Origin of the sequence: Phenylobacterium sp., assembly GCF_046590535.1 — a bacterium.
Taxonomy (GTDB): domain Bacteria; phylum Pseudomonadota; class Alphaproteobacteria; order Caulobacterales; family Caulobacteraceae; genus Phenylobacterium.
The window spans coordinates 30293-47830 of sequence record NZ_JBKJTG010000117.1 but is presented as its reverse complement, the minus strand read 5'-3'; the positions used below and the strand labels follow the sequence as shown (position 1 = coordinate 47830).

The following is a 17538-nucleotide window of genomic DNA, read 5'->3' as shown; positions in this document are numbered from 1 at the left end:
CTCGGTGCGGCGACGGTAGGCGATCAGGTCGGCGATGGCGCCGATCTTCAGGCCATGAAGCTGGGCGAACGCCACCAGATCCGGGAGCCGGGCCATCGACCCGTCGTCCTTCATGATCTCGCAGATCACCCCGGCGGGGTTGAGGCCGGCCATGCGCGAGATGTCGACGGCCGCCTCGGTGTGGCCGGCACGGACCAGCACGCCGCCGTCCTTGGCCACCAACGGGAACACATGGCCGGGGGAGACCACGTCCTGCACGCCCTTGGTGGGGTCGACAGCCACGGCGATGGTGTGCGCCCGGTCGTGTGCGGAGATGCCGGTGGTGACGCCCTCGCGGGCCTCGATCGAGATGGTGAATGCGGTGCCGTGGCCCGACTGGTTGTCGGTGGACATGGGCGACAGGCGCAGCTGGCGGGCCCGCTCGGCGGTGATCGACAGGCAGATCAGGCCGCGAGCGTGCTTGGCCATGAAGTTGATCTGGTCCGGCGTGGCGAATTGCGCCGGGATGATCACGTCGCCTTCGTTCTCGCGGTCCTCAGCATCCACCAGGATGTAGGGCCGCCCATTGCGGGCGTCCTCGATGATCTCCTCGATGGGCGAGATGGCCGAGGAATCGCGGTCGCGGTCCAGGATCGTGGTGGTGTTGGGCGGGACGAGATAGGGGCGCTTCATCAGCCGGCTCGCATTCTGGCAAAGTCCATAATCTGGTCGGCGACGGTGGAGAGCTGCCAGGCGTCCTTGGCCTCGCAGGGGTCACCGGCCGCGTCGAACAGGTTGGTCGTCGCGTTGAGGGCCGCGCCGAACGGCGTCGGCCAGCCCCGCATGGCATGTATGATCGCCCGCAACGCCATCAAGGTGGCGCCCGCCGCCTGCCAACCGTCGCAAGTCACGATCGTCCCCACCGGGCGTCCCTGGAAATAGGGCGCGGCGTCGTCACGGGTGAGCTCCAGGGTGTCCAGGGCGTTCTTGATCACCCCGGAGAGCGAGCCGTGATAGCCGGGGGTGGCGACGATGACTCCATCGGCGCCACGGATAGCGTCGGCCAGTTCGGTCTGGGCCTCGGTGACGGCGCCAGGCCGGGGGTCGAAGATCGGCAGTCGGGCCAGGAACTCACCGCCCAGCAAGAGGGTGCGCGCGCCCGCCGCCTCGGCGGCGCGCAGGGAGACGGCCAAGGCCTTCTCGGTGGTGGAGCCCGGGCGGAAGGTGCCGCCGATCCCCACGATCAGGGGTCCGCTCACGTCGGCTCCGGGGCTGCGAAAATTTTCTTCAGCTCGGTCTTCACGATCTTCCCGTTGGCGTTGCGCGGCAGGGTCTCGGGCCAGAAGACCACCTTCACCGGCGCCTTGAACGCCGCCAGCCGGGTGCGGACGAAGGCGCGCAACTCGGCCTCCGTCGCCGTGCCGCCGGGCTTCAGGTGCACCACCGCGGCGGGCTCCTCGCCCAGGGTCTTGTGCGCAATGCCCACCAGCGCCGCGTCCATTACATCGGGATGGTCGTAGAGCACGTTCTCCACCTCCACGCAGTAGATGTTCTCCCCGCCGCGGATCAGCATGTCCTTGGCCCGGTCGATGATGAACAGGAAGCCTTCCTCGTCCAGCCGGGCCAGGTCGCCGGTGCGCAGCCAGCCATCGACGAAGGTCTCAGCGGTGGCCTCCGGCTTGTTCCAGTAGCCCTTCACCACCTGTGGGCCCTTGCACCAGAGCTCGCCCACCTCGCCAGTGGGAAGCTCGGTGAGGCCGTCCAGAGTCATGATCCGCATCTCGCCCACCGGGGCGGCGGGGCCGGCGCTGTCGGGGCGGTTCTCATAGTCGCGGCCCAGGTGCGAGGTGAAGGTGGCGGTGGTTTCGGTCATACCCCAGCCGTTGCCGGGCTGGGAGCCGGGGAACACCTCGGCGATCTTGCGCACCAGTTCCGGGGCCGACGGCGCGCCGCCATAGGTCACCGCCTGTAGCGAGGAGAGGTCGTACTTCGCCCGGGCCGGATGCTCGATGAGCTGCCAGGCGATGGTCGGCACCCCGCCGGTGGCGTTGATCCGCTCACGCTCAATCAGCCGCATGGCGGGCTCGGCGTCCCAGCGGCGCATCAGCACCAGCTTGCCGCCGGAATTCATCGTCGGGCCGAGCGTCGCCGAGAGGCCCGTGGCGTGGAACATGGGCACCACCAGCAGGGTGGTGCGCTGCGGCAGCTTGTGCGGATCGCTCTCCGGCAACGGCTGGCCGGCGCGCAGGAAGTTGCGGGCGGCGGAGATGCCCCCGGCGCCAATGTTCGAGACCATGTTGCGGTGGGTGCCCAGGGCGCCCTTGGGTTTTCCGGTGGTGCCGGAGGTGTAGAGGATGGTGGCGTCGTCCTCCGGACCCAGGGGCACGTCCGGCAGCGGCAGGTCCGGCAGGACGGCCCAGCCGTTCACCGGCCCGATCACCTCCTCCAGCCGGCGCACCCGCAGGTCGGTGGGGGTGTCCTTCAGCCGCGAGACGTAGACCCGGGTCAGCTGCGGGCAGGCGTCCATGTGCGCCGAGATGCGCTCCAGCCGCTCGTCGTCCACGAAGGCCACGGTGGTCCCGGAATCCGCCAGGCCGTACTCCAGCTCCGCCCCGGTCCACCAGGCGTTCAGCGGGGTGACGATGGCGCCTGCCAGGACGGCGGCCCAGAACACCACCGGCCACTCCGGCAGGTTGCGCATGATCACCGCCACGCGGTCGCCCTTCTTGACGCCGTCGGCCTGCAGCCGGTGAGCCAGCGTCAGGGTCGCGCGGGCGAAGGCCTCGTAGGTGGCGCGGTCGTCCTCATAGACCAGGAATTCACGATCGGCGAAGGCGCGGCCGTTGAGGAAGACGTGGCGCAGGGTGGGGGGCGCATTCTTCCACACCCGGGTGTCGATCCCGCAGATGGACAGCGTCTCCATCTCGAAGCGTGCGCCCGGCGCGGTGAGTTGCGCATGGGCCTGCGCGATCGACATGACCGGCCAGATGTCTGTCACTTGGTCAACTCCAACCCAACCCTCCGGCGCCCGACGCCGGACCTTCTCAGGCGGGCGCCCTGGCGTGGCCTCCGCCCGAGGCGGCGTAGGCCTGCTTAAGCTCCGCGAGCTCGGAGGCGTAGCGCTTCTCCGCCGCCTCGCGAAGCCTTGGGACGTGATAGGCCGGGAAAAGGTCGTTGTCGGGCCGGTAGTCCTTGAGGACCTGCTTTGCGACGGTGACCTTGTGCACCTCGGTCGGTCCGTCGGCGATGCCCATGACCAGGCTGGAGGTGACCATGTGCATGAACGGCATCTCGTTGGAGACCCCCAGCGCCCCGTGCAGGTGGGCGGCCTTGGTGGCGATGTCGTTGTAGACCCTGGGCATGGCCACCTTGATGGCGGCGATGTCCTTGCGGACCAGCTGGTAGTCCTTGTGCTTGTCGATCAGCCAGGCCGTGCGCATGACAAGCAGCCGGAACATCTCCAGCTGGATCCAGCTGTCGGCGATCTGCTCCTGCACCATCTGCAGGTCGGCCAGGCGGCCGTCGCGGGTGGTGCGCGAGACGGCGCGGCGGCACATAAGGTCCAGCGCATGCTTGCAGGCCCCCACCGTGCGCATGGCATGGTGCACCCGGCCGCCCCCCAGGCGGACCTGGGCGATGACGAAGGCCGCGCCGCGGTCGCCCAGCAGAGCGTCATAGGGCAGGCGCACGTCGGTGTAGCGGACGTAGCCCTCTGTGCCGTCGCCGATCTCGCCGCCGCCGCCCACCGCCACGTTGCGCAAGATCTCGACCCCGGGGCTGTCGGTGGGCACCAGGAAGATCGAGGTGCGCCGGTAGGGGTCCTTGGCGTCCGGATCGGTGACCGCGTAGAGCACCAGCACCTTGGAGTAGCGGGCGTTGGTGGAGAACCACTTCTCGCCGTTGATCACCCATTCGTCGCCGTCCAGCACCGCGCGGGTCTTGAAAGTGAGCGGGTCGGAGCCGCCGGTGGGCTCGGACATGGAGAAGGCCGAGCGGATGTCGCCGTTGAGCAGCGGCTGCAGCCAGCGTTCCTTCTGCGCGTCGGTGCCGTAGTGGGCGATGATCTCGGCGTTGCCGCTGTCGGGCGCCTGGCAGCCGAACACGGTGGGGGCCAGGCCATTGCGGCCCAGCTTCTCGTTCATCAGGGCTAGCTTCACCTGGCCAAAGCCCTGGCCGCCCAGCTCGGGGCCCAGGTGGCAGGCCCACAGGCCCTGGTCCTTCACCTTCTGCTGCAGCGGCTTGATGAACTTCTGCCGGCCGAGCTGGCCACGCACCGCCATGCCCAGGTGGGAGAGCGGCTCCACCTCCTCGCGCATGAACTCCTCGATCCAGTCGAGCTTCTTCTGGAATTCCGGATCGGTCTCGAAGTCCCAAGCCATGGCGTCCTCCCGGCGGCCCGTTGACGGGCCTTGTTCTTCGTAAGTCCGGTACGTTCGCCTCCGCTTTGGCCCGTGGCAAGCCCTTTCAAACGCGCGTTCGGACGCGACTAGAACGCCCCACCGCGGCCCTGGCCGGCGGCAAAGCGTCCGGCGCCTTGCCGAGCGGAACCGGAATGTAGGGTCTGCATCCCCACCTCGACCTCGTAGGCCTGGGCCTCATCCCAGCCGAGCGACCACTGTTTGAGGGCCGAGAGGCGGTCGTTGCGCAGGCACATCTGCGGGAAGGCCGCGATCTGGGCGGCCAGCTCCAGCGCCGCGTCCAACGCCCCGCCGCGGGGCGCCAGGCGGTTGGCGAGGCCGATGTCATAGGCCTCCTGGGCGCCCACCGGCCGGCCGGTGAGGATCAGGTCCATGGCCCGCGAGTGGCCGATCAGGCGCGGCAGGCGCACGGTGCCCAGGTCGATCAGCGGTACGCCGAAGCGACGGCAGAACACCCCGAACACCGCCCCCTCCGCCGCCACCCGCAGGTCGCACCAGGCCGCCACCTCGATGCCGCCGGCCACCGCATGGCCCTCCACCGCGGCGATCACCGGCTTGCCCAGCGCCAGGCGGGTGCAGCCCATGGGGCCGAAGTCGCCGTCGGGCTTGATGGGATTGCCGCCGCCCTCGCTGATCGCCTTCAGGTCGGCGCCCGCGCAGAACGCCCCGCCTCGCCCCTGCAACACCGCCACGTCGAGGCCCTCGTCGGCGTCGAACGCCTTGAAGGCGTCGTAGAGCTGCTGCGCGGTGGCCGCGTCCACGGCGTTGCGCCGCTCCGGCCGTTCGATGGTGACGATGAGGGTGCGGTCGCGCCGCTCGGCGCTCACGGTCGGCATGGCTAGGGTCCTTCGGTCAGGCTGGCGCATGGTCGGCCTTGCGACAGCGCGGAAGGCAAGGGCGAAAGGTGCGAGCGCCGGCGCCGGCGCCGGAGGATCGCGATGAGCAAGGCCAAGTCTCTGGGATTTTCCGCCGAGCGTCTGCAGCGGATCGACCGGTTCCTGCAGGACGGGTACGTCGGCCCCCGCCGCCTGGCCTGCGCCCAGTTCGTGCTCGCCCGGCAGGGCCAGGTGGTCCACCACAGCGTACAGGGCCAGCGGGACCTGGAGCGCGGCGCGGCGCTCACCAACGACACCGTCTTTCGCATCTATTCCATGAACAAGCCGGTCACCTGCGTGGCCCTGATGACCCGGGTGGAGGAGCCACCTATCCTATTCGGCGGGAGCTTCGGACCGTGGCCTACTCGGCCCTGACAGAGCCGAACGCCTGACCTCCTCGGCGACGCCGGCGGCGGTCTCGCTCTCCTCCACGCCCTGCGGCGGGCCCATGCCGGTGTCGGCCGCCTCGCCCCGGGGGTGGGTGACCAGCATGCGCGACTTGCGCCAGCCGCCCCAGCGGTAGTAGCCGGCCGCCAGCAGGCAGGAGACCAGGCTGCCGACCGGGAAACTGATCCAGATGGCGTCTGAGCCCAGGTAGGGGGTGAGCACGTTGGCCAGCGGCACCCGCACGCCCCACAGCGCGATGATCATGGCCAGCAGCGGCGGCCAGACCGCGCCGGTTGCCCGCACGATCCCGGAGAAGATGAACGCCATGCCGAAGGGGATGAAGCCCCACAGCACGATGGAGTTGATATGCACGGCGATGGGCAGCGACGGGCTGGAGGCCGGCAGGAAGGCGCGCAACACGAAGGGGTCGGCGAAATAGATGATGATGATCGGCGTGGCGGTGAAGACCGCCGCGTAGAACACCCCCGTGCGGGCGATCTGGGCCACCCGGTCCATGCGCCCTGCCCCGACGTTCTGGGCGGCCATGGAGGAGACCGCCGCCCCCAGGGCCATGGCCGGCATCTGCACATAGGTCCACAGCTGCACCGCCGCTCCATAGGCCGCGGCGGTCTGGGAGCCGTAGCCGTTGACCATGGTCATCATGGTCACCGCCGCCAGGCTGATGACCATCATCTGGAAGGCCATGGGCATGCCCTTGAAGACCAGGGTGCGGACGATGGTCAGGTCGGGGATCAGCAGGCGCCATTCGTTGGGCCGCAGCACCAAGATGCTGCCCGAGCGGTAGAGATAGACGAGCATGGCCGCCAGGGTGAGGGTCTGCGAGATCAGCGTCGCGGTGGCGGAGCCGGCGATGCCCATCCGCGGAAAGGGTCCGTAGCCGGTGATCAGCAAGGGGTTCAGGATGACGTCGAGGATCACCGCCATCAGCGAGAAGTAGAACGGTGTGCGCGAGTCGCCAGCGCCCCGCTGGGCCATCATCATGAACGAGAAGAAGTAGATGAACGGCATGGCTGCGAAGATAACCTGCAGGTAGGCGATCGCGTCGGCGCGGGCGTCCTGCGGCGTGCCCATGGCGCTGAGGATCGCCGGCGTCAGGGTGAAGCCCGCCACGCCTACGGCCAGGGACACCACGATGAAGAAGATGGTGGAGGTGCCCACCACCCGTTTGGCCAGCGCCTTGTCGTCCGCCCCGATCGCCTGGCCGATCATGATGTTGGCGGCCATGGTGATGCCGAACACCGCACCCAGCATGAGGAAGAAGATCTGGTTGGCGTTGGAGATGGCGGTAAGCGCCGCCTCGCCCAGCACGTGGCTGACCCAGATGGCGTTGGCCGAGCCGTTCACCGACTGCAGGATGTTGGCGCCCATCACCGGCAGGGCGAAGACGATCAGGGTCTTGCCGATGGGCCCGGTGGTCAGGTCCGGCCCACCGCGCCGGCCGGCCCACGCGCCGCCGGGGGGTTTCGCCGCCGTGTCTTTTTTGGCTTCCACGGCGAAGAGCTCCCTTCTGGCGCGCACTCGCGCCGACCGGCGAGACCTGCTCGCCCGGTGACAAATCAGCCCGGCTTCTCGGGGATATCCTCTTAAGTGTACGAGGCGCAAAGCGCCGCCTTCAAGCGGTGCGGCGGAAAATCGCGGGGCGTCCGCGGGGTTGAGCCCGCCGCGTTTCCTAGTATGAGGGCGCGGGGACGGGTGGACCATTGCGCGGCGCGACGCCGCCAACGCTTACGAAAGACCGCATGAAGATCCTGATTACGGGCGGCGCCGGCTTCATCGGATCGGCTGTGGTGCGCATGGCGGTCGCCGCCGGCCACGAGGTAGTGAACCTCGACGTCCTGACCTATTCCGCCAACCTCGAGAATGTCGCCAGCGTGGCGCAGAGCCCGCTCTACGCCTTTGCTCAGGCCGACATCTGTGACGCCGCCGCCGTTCAGTCGATCTTCGCCCGCCACCGCCCGGACGCGGTGATGCACCTGGCCGCGGAATCGCACAACGACCGGGCCATCGAGGGCCCGCTGGACTTCGTGCGCACCAATGTCATCGGCACCGCCATCCTGCTGGAAGCCGCCCGGGCGCACTGGTCCGAGCTGCCGGCCGAGCGGCAGGGGCAGTTCCGCTTCCACCACGTCTCCACCGACGAGGTGTTCGGCGCCCTGGGCGACGAGGGCGACTTCACCGAGGACACGCCCTATGACCCCAGCTCGCCCTACTCGGCGTCGAAGGCCGGGGCCGACCACTTGGTGCGCGCCTGGGGCCGGACCTATGGCCTGCCGGTGGTGCTGACCAACTGCGCCAACAACTACGGCCCTTTCCAGTTTCCCGAGAAGCTGATCCCGACGGTGATCACCCGGGCCCTGGAGGGCAAGTCGATCCCGGTCTATGGGGACGGTCGCCAGGTGCGTGACTGGCTGCACGTGGACGACCACGCCGACGCCCTGCTGCTGGTGCTGCAGAAGGGCCGGCTGAACGAGACCTACTGCATCGGCGGCGACTCCACGAAGCGTAACATCGAGGTGATCCGCACCCTTTGCGAGCACCTGGACCGGTTCGCCCCGGCCAACACGCCCCACGCCGACAAGATCGCCTTCGTCACCGACCGACCGGGCCACGACTTCCGCTACTCCATCGACGATTCGAAGCTGCAGGCCGAGCTCGGCTGGGCGCCGCGGCGCAACCTGGCTGAGGGGCTGGAGGACACCGTGCGCTGGTACGTCGACAACGGCGACTGGGTGGAGGGCATCCGCCAGCGGGGCTTCCACTCCGAGCGCCTGGGCCTGGTCAAGGCATGAGCGTGCGCATCCTGCAGTTCGGGACCACCGGCCAGGTCGCCCGCGAACTGCTGCGCAACGCGCCGGACTACGACGTGGCGATCACCGCCCTGTCCCGGGCCGAGTGCGACTTCACCGACCCTGAACTGGCCGCCCGGCTGGTCTTCCAGACGCGACCGGACCTGGTGATCGTGGCTGCGGCCTACACCGCCGTGGACCAGGCCGAGTCCGAGCGGGAGCTGGTCTACGAGATCAACGCCGAGACCCCGGCGGCCATCGCCGGCGTCTGTGGCGAGGACGGCCCGGCCCTGGTGCACTTCTCCACCGACTATGTGTTCGATGGCGACAAGGGCTCGCCCTACCTGGAAGACGATCCCACCAACCCGGTGAATTCCTACGGTGAATTCAAGCTCTCCGGCGAGCGCATGGTGCTGATCCGCCCGCGCACCCTGGTGCTGAGGACCTCCTGGGTGGTCTCCAGCCACGGCAAGAACTTCGTCAAGACCATGCTGCGGCTGGCCCAAGGCGATCAGCCGATCCGGGTGGTGGACGACCAGTTCGGGCGGCCCACCGCGGCCGCGGACTTGGCCCGGTTCGTGCTGTCGCAGGCCCAGCGCCTCAAGGACGCGAGGGCGGGCGACCCGGTGTTCGGCCTGTTTCACTTCGCCAACGCCGGCGAGGTGAGCTGGAAGGAGTTCGCGGAGGCGGTTTTCGACCAAGCCCTGGGCGACAAGGCGCCGAGCGTCGGGGCGATCACCACCGCCCAGCGCCCGACCCCGGCGCGGCGGCCGGTCCGCGGCACCCTGGACACCGGCAAACTCACGCGCGTCTTTGGCGTGGCGCCCAGGCCCTGGCGCGAAGCGCTAGCCGAGATCGTCGCCGACCTGAAGGCCGAGCAAGGGACCCCTGTGGCATGAGACGCGGCATCATCCTGGCCGGGGGCTCCGGCACCCGGCTGCACCCGTTGACCCTGGCGGTCTCAAAGCAGCTGCTGCCGGTCTACGACAAGCCGATGATCTACTACCCGCTGTCGGTGCTGCTGCTGGCCGGCATCCGCGAGATGCTGATCATCACCACGCCGGAGGACCAGTCTGGCTTCAAGCGCCTGTTGGGGGATGGGTCTCAGCTCGGCGTGCGGTTCGAGTACGTCATCCAGCCGACCCCCGGCGGCCTGGCCGAGGCCTATATCCTGGGCGAGGACTTCGTCGGCGGCGAGCCCAGCGTGATGATCCTGGGCGACAACATCTTCTTCGGCCAGAACTTCAGCCAGATGCTGCGCTCGGCCGACGCGCGCGAGGCCGGCGCCACGGTGTTCGGCTATCCGGTTCAGGACCCCGAGCGCTACGGGGTGGTGGAGCTGGGCCCCGATGGTCGCGCCATCGGCATTGAGGAAAAGCCCGCCAACCCGAAGTCCAACTACGCGGTCACCGGCCTCTATTTCTACGACGGCCGCGCCAGTCAGCTGGCCAAGACGCTGGTCCGCTCGGAGCGGGGCGAACTGGAGATCACCTCGCTGAACCAGCTCTATCTGGAGGCCGGCGAGCTGCATGTGGAGCTGCTGGGCCGCGGCTTCGCCTGGGAGGACGCCGGCACCCACGACAGTCTGATCCAGGCCGGGGAGTTGATCCGCACCTTCGAGCAGCGGCAGGGCCTGCGCATCGGCTGTCTGGAGGAGATCGCCTTCCACCACGGCTGGATCGACCGCGACCAGCTGCTCACCCTGGCCGCCGCCCAGGCCAAGAGCGGCTATGGCCAGTACCTGCTGGAACTGGCCGACCGGCCGCCGGGCTTCGACGAGCCCGCGGAATAACTCAGGCGCTGGCCAGCCGGCTCCTCGTGCGGCCATAGGCCAGGTAGACCAGCACCCCCAGGGCGTTCCAGACAAAGAAGCGGATGATGGTCGCGGCCGGCAGGCTGGCGAACAGGTAGAGGCAGCCGGCGATGGCCAGGGGCCCCACCAGCCACCACAGGGGCGTGCGGAACGGTCGGGCAAGGTCCGGGCTGCGCCGGCGCAGGATCATCATGCAGGCCGCCGTGGCGATGAAGGCCAGCAGGGTGCCGGCGTTGGCCAGAGCGGTGATCTCGCCCAGGGGCAGGACCCCGGCGATCAGGGCGGCGATCACCCCGGTGAGGATGGTCACCGGCGCCGGCACGCCCCGCGCCCCCACCGCCGACAGGCCCCGGGGCAGCAGGCCGTCGCGGGCCATGGCGAAGAAGATTCGGCTCTGGCCGTACATGAAGACCATGATCACGGTGGGCAGGGCGATCACCGCGGCGCCGGCGATCAAGGTGGCGGCCACCGGCTGGCCGAGGTCGCGCAGGATGAAGGCCAGGGGCTCGGCGCTCTTGGAGAACACCGCGAACGGGGAGGCGCCCAGGGCCGCGGCGGCGACCACCATGTAGATCGCCGTGCACGCCAGCATGGAGCCGATGATGCCGATGGTCAGGTCGCGGCTGGGATTCTTGGCCTCCTCCGCGGCGGTTGATATGGCGTCGAAGCCATAGAAGGCGAAGAAGATGATCGCGGCGGCCGCCATCACCCCGTGCTTGACCCCGTCGGCGCTGGCCTGGGCGCCGTAGCCGAAGGGCGCGAAGGGCTGGAAGTTGGCCGCATCGAAGTGCGGCAGGGTCAGCGCCACGAACCCGGCCAGGGCCACCAGCTTGACAATCACCAGCACGAAATTGACCGTGGCGCTTTCCCGGGTGCCCACCAGCAGCATGCCGGTGACGGCCAGGGCAATCACTACGGCGGGCAGGTTCACCAGGCCGCCGGCCTCGGGACCGGCCAAGAGGGCCGCGGGCACGCCCCAGCCGGCGCTCTGGATCAAGCCCGCCGCATAGCCCGCCCAACCCACCGAGACCGCCGCACAGACCACGGTGTATTCCAGGATCAGGCTCCAGCCGACGATCCAGGCCGCCAACTCGCCAAGCACCGCATAGGAGTAGGTGTAGGAACTGCCCGCCTGCGGGATCAGGGTGGCCATCTCCGCGTAGCAGAGGGCGGCGAAGGCGCAGACCGAACCGGCGATAGCGAAGGACAGGATCACCGCCGGGCCGGCGAGGCCCGAGGCCACCCCGGTCAGGGTGTAGATCCCAGTGCCGATGATCGCGCCGATGCCCAGGGCCATGAGGTGGGGCCAGCCGAGCGTCGCCTTCAGGCGCGCCTGGCCGTCGGCGCGGGCTCCGGCCTCGATGGGCCTTCGGCGTGTGGCGAAGCTCATGATCCCTCCGGGCTGCGAGCGCCACCATGGCCTGCTCCGCCTTGGCGGGACAAGCCTCGCGCCCTCTTGGCGTTCGGCACGGCATGGGCCAGCTTGGCCGCCGCCACCAAGCCGGAGAGCCCATGCGCCGCCTGATCCTCGCCGCCGTCCTCGCCCTGGCCGCCCCGCCCGCCCTGGCCGCCCCGCCCGCCCTGGCCCAGGACGCCGCCATGGCCAGTCTGGCCGCCGACTACGACGCCTTCGAGCGGGCCGAGAACCCCGGCCAGGCGGCCCGGGAGGGCGACCGCGCGGCGCTGGCCCGGCTGAGCGACATCAGCCTGGCTGGCGACCAACGGCGCATGGCCGCCCTGGAGGCCTTCCGCGGCCGGCTGGGCGCGGTGTCGACGGCCAGCCTGTCAACGGGCCAGCGGCTCAACCGCGACGTCCTGGCCTGGGAACTGGAAGGACGTCTGCGGGGTCTGGCGCTGGACGAGGCGCGCCTGGCCTTCTCCAGCGACAGCGGCTTCGACCAGGCGATCACTTACCTGGCGTCGACCACGTCGATCGACAGCGAGGCGGACGCTGTCGCCTGGATCACCCGGCTGCGCGCCGTGCCCGGCCACTACGCTGCGGGCATGGAGAACGCTCGCCGGGGCGCCAGACAGGGCTTCACCCAGGCGCGGATGACCAACGAGGCGGTGCTGGCGCGCGCCCGCGCCGCCGCCGCCCGGCCCGTCGACCGCGACCCCCTGCTGCAGCCCTTCGACGACGCCGCCGCGCGACTGCCGAAGGCGCGGCGGGATATTCTGCGCGGCCAGGCCGCCGGGGTGATCCGCGACCAGATCCGGCCGGTCCAGGGGCAGTTCGTCACCTTCCTGGAGCGCGAGGTGCTGCCCGCCAGCCGCAAGGGCCTGGGCGTGCGGTCCGCCACCGGCGGGGAGGCCTACTACCGCTGGGCGGTTCGCGACCACACCACCACCGACCTGACCCCGGCCCAGATCCACGCCCTGGGCCGATCCGAGGTGGCGCGCATCCGCGCGGAGATGGGCAAGGTGATGGCGGAGACCGGGTTCGCCGGGGACCTGGCGGCGTTCTTCGCCATGCTGCGCTCAGATCCGAGGTTCTACGCCAGGTCGCGGCAGGAACTGCTGGAGAAGGCGTCGGAAATCGCCAAGCGGGTGGACGACCGGCTGCCCCGCTACTTCGCCACCCTGCCCAGGCTCTCCTATGGCGTGCGGCCGGTGCCGGCGGAGATCGAGGAGGCCTACACCACCGGGCGCTACTTCTCCGGCAGCCCGAAGATGGGCGTCGCCGGCGGCTATATGGTCAACACCTCGCACCTGGACCAGCGGGCACTCTATGAGCTGCCGGCGTTGACGGTCCATGAGGCGGCGCCCGGCCACCACATCCAGATCGCCCTGGCTCAGGAGTTAAGTGACCTGCCGGCTTATCGGCGCAACGCCGGGGTCACCGCCTTCACCGAGGGCTGGGGACTCTATTCCGAGACCCTGGCCGGGGAGATGGGCATCTACCGCGACCCCTACGAGCGGTTCGGCAAGCTGTCGTACGAGATGTGGCGGGCCTGCCGGCTGGTCGCCGACACCGGCATCCACTGGCTGGGCTGGAGCCTGGAGGAGGCCCGCGCCTGCTTCACCGACAACACCGCGCTCAGCCCGCTCAACATCGAGGTGGAACTGGCCCGCTACGTCTCCTGGCCTGGCCAGGCGCTGGCCTACAAGGTGGGCGAACTGAAGATCCTGGCCTTGCGCCAGAAAGCCCGCGAAGCACTGGGCGAACGGTTCGATATCCGGCGGTTCCACGACGCCGTCCTGCTCAACGGCGCCCTGCCCCTGGCGCTACTTGAACAGCGCGTCGATGCCTGGATTGCAGCTGAACGAGCGTCGCCGCACAGCGCTCCCTGAACGTTGATCAGAAATAATCTGGCAACGTGGCCCTGATCAAGTATTTTGGGAATATCGCTTTTTTCGAGGGACCGGACACGGCCTTGGGGCGCGCACCGTTCGCGCCCGATTTTCGAAGGTCCAGGGGAGAATTTGACCATGAGTATCGCACGCTTTTCCGTGCTGGGCGCGCTGGCCAGCGCTAGCCTGCTCTACGGCTGCACCAGCGATGGCGCCGCGCCGAACGCGCTGCAGAACGCCTCGGTCGCGTCGACGACCGAGACCGCGACCGTGGCCATGCCGGCGACCGTCGACAACTTCATGCTGGTCGACCAGAACATGGAGGCCCATGAGCTCTATCGCCTGGCCGACGCCAAGGCGGTGGTGATCATCACCCACGGCAATGGCTGCCCCATCGTGCGCAACATGGGCCCGTCGCTGAAGACCCTGGAAGCCGCCTACGCTGGCAAGGGCGTCGAGTTCCTGATGCTGAATTCCAACCTCCAGGACAGCCGCGAGGCGGTCGCCAAGGAGGCCAAGGAGTTCGGCGTCACCATGCCAATCCTGATGGACCCCCACCAGCTGGTGGGTGAATCTCTGGGCGTGACCCGTACGGCGGAGATTTTCGTCATCGATCCGAAGACCTGGAAGGTCGCCTATCGCGGCCCGCTGGACGACCGGCTCGACTACGGGACGCAGAAGGCCAAGGCGACCCACACCTGGGGATCCGACGCCATCGAAGCGGTGCTGGCCGGCCGTATGGCCATGGCCGCCAACCGCGCCAGCCCCGGCTGCCTCGTCGACTTCCCCGAGCGGGCGAAGCAGGCGATGCACACCAAGATCAGCTACGCCAAGCAGGTGGCGCCGATCCTTGAGGCCAACTGCGTGGCCTGCCACCAGGAAGGCGGCATCGGCCCCTTCGCCATGACCAACTACGACATGGTCAAGGGCTTCTCGCCGATGATCCGCGAGGTGATCCGCACCGACCGGATGCCGCCCTACAACGCCGATCCGCACACCAACAAGTTCTCCGACAACAAGAACCTGACGGCGGCTGAGGTGAAGACCCTGGTCCACTGGATCGAGGCCGGCTCGCCGCGCGGCGAGGGCGCAGATCCCCTGGCCGCCAAGCGCCGGGTCGCCGAAGAGTGGCCCCTGGGCAAGCCCGACCTGATCCTCAACGTGCCGTCCTACACGATCCCGGCGTCGGGCGTGGTGGACTACCAGCGGCCGCACATCGTCAACCCGCTGACCGAAGGCAAGTGGATCCGCGCTTCCACCGTCAAGGTGAGCCAGCGCCAGGGCGTGCACCACCTGCTCACCGGCTACATGAAGGATATCCCCAAAGGCGCGGCCAACGAGAGCCGCTGGGGCTCCTCGGTCGGCGGCTATGCGGTGGGCTCGGAGTCCGAGATCGCCCCGAAGAACGCCGGCACCTACCTGCCCCCGGGCGGCGCCATCGGCGTCCAGGCGCACTACACGCCGTTCGGCAAGGAAGCGACGGACAAGAGCCAGATTGCGCTCTACTTCCACGACAAGAAGCCCGAGCTGGTCATGCGCAACTCGGTGATCGTGGACAACTCGATCGTCCTGCCGCCCGGCGAGGCGCGCCACAAGGAAGTCGCCTACGTCGAGTTCCCCAAGGACGCCCTGCTCTACTCGGCCTTCCCGCACGCCCACTACCGCGCCTATTCGTCGGACCTGTGGATCCAGTACCCGGACGGCAAGAAGAAAATGCTGCTGTCCCTGCCGCGTTACGATTTCAACTGGCAGCGTCACTACACCTTCGCCGAACCGGTCAAGATCCCGGCGGGCTCGAAGCTGATCGCGCACTACGTCTACGACAACTCCAAGCGCAACCCGGCCAACCCGGACCCGACCAAGCAGATCGTCTGGGGCGACCAGTCCTGGGAAGAGATGCTCTACACTGCCATCCGCTTCCGCTGGACCGACGAGACCTCCAACAGCCAGGTGGACTACGAACAGGCGCTGAACAGCGGTCGCATGATGGGCATGCTGGACGACAACATCGACAACAAGGTCCAGAAGGCCGAACTCAAGGGCCAGATGGGCGACGCGCTCGGCAAGTATTTCACCGTGCTCGACAAGAACAATGACGGCGGCATCGACAAGGTCGAACTGGCCGTGGCCCAGGCGATGATGGGCGGCGGTCGCCGCCGCGGCGGCGACACCGCCCAGGCGGCCCCTGCTCCGGCGGCGCCCGCCGCCGGCAAGGCGGGCGGCGGGCGCTAGACGCGCTCACGCTCTGGCGCTTCAGGTCGGTCCCCGGATACTCTGCGAGTGACCGGGGACCGACCGATGCGCCTGCTGATCTACGAACCTTCGTTCCGCCGGCTAGAGGCGGACATCGCGGCGCACCGCCCGGCGGTCGAGCCGCTGCTCATGAGTGCGGACGGCCAGATCACCCTGGGCGGCCAGCCGCTTGCGGTGGACGACGCCCGCCCCGACGCCGCCTGGATGAACGCCGACCTGTGGGCCGGCAAGGCTGGGCGCGACTTCGCCGTGGCGATCCTCAAGGCGCCGAGCGTCCGCTGGGTGCAGAGCGCCGCGGCCGGCTTCGACCACCCCATCTTCGGCCAGCTGGTCACCAAGGGCGTCACGCTCACCACCAGCCACGGCCAGGCCATCGGCATGGCGGAATATGTGCTGGCCGGGGTTCTCGACCATTTCCAGCATGGCCCCGAGCGGCGCGCCGCCCAGGCGCGGGCGGCGTGGCGCCGCGTGGCCTTTCGCGAGATCATCGGGTCGCGCTGGCTGATCATTGGCTTCGGCGCCATCGGCCAAGCCGTGGCCGAACGGGCGCGGGCGTTCGGCGCCCATGTCACCGGCGTTCGCCGCAACCCGGCCCCGCATCCGGCCGCCGAGGCCATCGCCGCCCTGTCCGATCTGCCTCGCCTGCTTCCCGACGCCGATGTGGTGGTGCTGTGCGCGCCGCTGACGCCGGAAACTCGGCACATGGCCGATGAGGCCTTCTTCGCGGCCATGAGGCCGGGATCGGTGCTGGTCAATGTGGGCCGCGGCGGGCTGGTGGACGAGCCGGCGCTGCTGGCCGCCCTTGACCGAGGCGTGCCCGAGCATGCGGTGCTGGATGTCTTCGAGACCGAGCCGCTGCCCGCCGACAGCCCGTTCTGGGGCCACCCCCGGGTCAGCTTGACGCCCCATGCCTCCGGGGTCGCCGACGGCCAGAACGTCCGCAACGACCAGCTCTTCCTGGAGAACCTACGGCGCTTTGTGGCTGGCGAGCCCTTGTTGAACCAGGCCGACCCCAAGGACGTGCTGAGCGGCTGAGGGCTACTCTGTCCAGAGCTCTTGGATGTCGCCCTTGCGGTTCAGCATGCGCACCGCGCGCTTGACGACCGCCAGCAGCCGAGCGCGCCGGGCCGGCTCGTCATAGGTCATGGCGCCCTTGGCCAGGCCCTCCAGCAGGAAGCGGCCCAGGTCGCGGCTGGCCTGGAAGCGCGGGTCGGCGCCGGCCTGCACCAGGGCCCCGAAACGGTCGCCGCCCAGCTGGGCGTGGTCGAAGGCGCTCTGCGCCGCGGCCAGCCGCTCGCGCAGCATCGGATCGGTGCGGGCGGCCGCCTCCAGTTCGGCGAAGGCCGCGAAGGGGCGGGTGTGCAGCAGCTTCCAGTAGGCGTCGATGGCGTGCTCGGCGGCGTCCATGCCGGCCGCGGCCGCGGGGTCGGCCGCGCGTTCGAACAGCCGGGCGCGCTCCACCTCGATATGGGTCACCGCAGCCTCCACCAGCTCCTCGCGGCTGGCGAAATGGTAGAGCATGGCGCCGCGGGTCAGTTTGGCCTGGTCGGCGATCATGGCGTTGGTGGCGGCGTGGTAGCCCACCTCGGCGAACAGCCGCATGGCCGCGTCGAGGATGCGTGCGCGCGTTCTCAGCGACTTCGGCGTCGCCTTCGCCGGATAGGTTCGGGCGTCCATCGGACCCAATGTTGCGAACGGCCTGGGGAGGCGCGCTC

The 17538-nt window shown here is 69.2% G+C and carries 15 protein-coding genes; 7 read left to right on the top strand and 8 right to left on the bottom strand.

The genetic code is table 11. The annotated features are described in order from the left end of the window. From ribB to ACLL81_RS07125, 5 genes are all read right to left on the bottom strand, one after another. The coding region (gene ribB, locus ACLL81_RS07145) for a 3,4-dihydroxy-2-butanone-4-phosphate synthase (RefSeq protein ID WP_411287652.1) at nt 1-672 on the bottom strand (672 nt) is incomplete at its 3' end. After that, on the bottom strand, nt 672-1238 hold the full coding sequence (locus ACLL81_RS07140) for an NADPH-dependent FMN reductase (RefSeq protein ID WP_411287651.1): 567 nt from the start codon (nt 1236-1238) through the stop codon (nt 672-674). The genes ACLL81_RS07140 and ribB, both read right to left, overlap by 1 nt. Beyond that, nucleotides 1235-2956 carry a class I adenylate-forming enzyme family protein gene (locus ACLL81_RS07135; RefSeq protein WP_411287656.1) on the bottom strand — a complete coding sequence of 574 codons (1722 nt, stop codon included), beginning with the start codon at nt 2954-2956 and terminating at the stop codon, nt 1235-1237. The genes ACLL81_RS07140 and ACLL81_RS07135 overlap by 4 nt, the downstream gene beginning before the upstream one ends. A gap of 67 nt (nt 2957-3023) precedes the next feature. Beyond that, nucleotides 3024-4358 (bottom strand): acyl-CoA dehydrogenase family protein, encoded by a 1335-nt coding sequence (locus ACLL81_RS07130; RefSeq protein ID WP_411287650.1) that lies wholly within the window; start codon nt 4356-4358, stop codon nt 3024-3026. Between the two features lie 107 nt (nt 4359-4465). Then, nucleotides 4466-5233: a crotonase/enoyl-CoA hydratase family protein gene (locus ACLL81_RS07125; protein WP_411287649.1), complete on the bottom strand. Its 768-nt coding sequence runs from the start codon at nt 5231-5233 to the stop codon at nt 4466-4468. Between the two features lie 102 nt (nt 5234-5335). On the opposite strand from ACLL81_RS07125, the gene ACLL81_RS07120 reads away from it, so the two are divergent. Further along, a complete protein-coding gene (locus ACLL81_RS07120; protein ID WP_411287648.1) occupies nt 5336-5647 on the top strand; it encodes a serine hydrolase in 312 nt (103 codons plus the stop codon). Here the strand turns inward: ACLL81_RS07120 and ACLL81_RS07115 are convergent. Next, nucleotides 5606-7171 carry an MATE family efflux transporter gene (locus ACLL81_RS07115; RefSeq protein WP_411287647.1) on the bottom strand — a complete coding sequence of 522 codons (1566 nt, stop codon included), beginning with the start codon at nt 7169-7171 and terminating at the stop codon, nt 5606-5608. The genes ACLL81_RS07120 and ACLL81_RS07115 overlap by 42 nt on opposite strands. Before the next feature lie 248 nt (nt 7172-7419). Here ACLL81_RS07115 and rfbB point away from each other — a divergent pair, with 248 nt between their 5' ends. Genes rfbB through rfbA form a run of 3 tightly spaced genes read left to right on the top strand, consistent with a single transcriptional unit; the run spans nt 7420 to nt 10258 of the window. After that, nucleotides 7420-8469, top strand: a complete 1050-nt coding sequence (rfbB, locus tag ACLL81_RS07110; protein WP_411287646.1) for a dTDP-glucose 4,6-dehydratase — start codon at nt 7420-7422, stop codon at nt 8467-8469. Beyond that, on the top strand, nt 8466-9365 hold the full coding sequence (rfbD, locus tag ACLL81_RS07105; protein WP_411287645.1) for a dTDP-4-dehydrorhamnose reductase: 900 nt from the start codon (nt 8466-8468) through the stop codon (nt 9363-9365). The genes rfbB and rfbD overlap by 4 nt, the downstream gene beginning before the upstream one ends. Continuing rightward, complete coding sequence (gene rfbA, locus ACLL81_RS07100; RefSeq protein WP_411287644.1) at nt 9362-10258, top strand: glucose-1-phosphate thymidylyltransferase RfbA; 897 nt, start codon at nt 9362-9364, stop codon at nt 10256-10258. The genes rfbD and rfbA overlap by 4 nt, the downstream gene beginning before the upstream one ends. A gap of 1 nt (nt 10259) precedes the next feature. Here the strand turns inward: rfbA and ACLL81_RS07095 are convergent, their stop codons facing one another. Then, nucleotides 10260-11669 (bottom strand): amino acid permease, encoded by a 1410-nt coding sequence (locus ACLL81_RS07095; RefSeq protein ID WP_411287643.1) that lies wholly within the window; start codon nt 11667-11669, stop codon nt 10260-10262. Nucleotides 11670-11791: 122 nt separating this feature from the next. Here ACLL81_RS07095 and ACLL81_RS07090 point away from each other — a divergent pair, with 122 nt between their 5' ends. From ACLL81_RS07090 to ACLL81_RS07080, 3 genes are all read left to right on the top strand, one after another. Then, nucleotides 11792-13570, top strand: a complete 1779-nt coding sequence (locus tag ACLL81_RS07090; RefSeq protein WP_411287642.1) for a DUF885 domain-containing protein — start codon at nt 11792-11794, stop codon at nt 13568-13570. A gap of 138 nt (nt 13571-13708) precedes the next feature. After that, the gene (locus ACLL81_RS07085; protein WP_411287641.1) at nt 13709-15802 is read left to right on the top strand and encodes a redoxin family protein; all 2094 of its coding nucleotides are present in this window, start codon (nt 13709-13711) and stop codon (nt 15800-15802) included. A 66-nt stretch (nt 15803-15868) separates the two neighbouring features. Beyond that, nucleotides 15869-16858, top strand: a complete 990-nt coding sequence (locus ACLL81_RS07080; protein ID WP_411287640.1) for a D-2-hydroxyacid dehydrogenase — start codon at nt 15869-15871, stop codon at nt 16856-16858. Nucleotides 16859-16861: 3 nt separating this feature from the next. Here ACLL81_RS07080 and ACLL81_RS07075 read toward each other — a convergent pair whose 3' ends face one another. Then, complete coding sequence (locus ACLL81_RS07075; RefSeq protein WP_411287639.1) at nt 16862-17500, bottom strand: TetR family transcriptional regulator; 639 nt, start codon at nt 17498-17500, stop codon at nt 16862-16864. Nucleotides 17501-17538 lie beyond the last annotated feature (38 nt).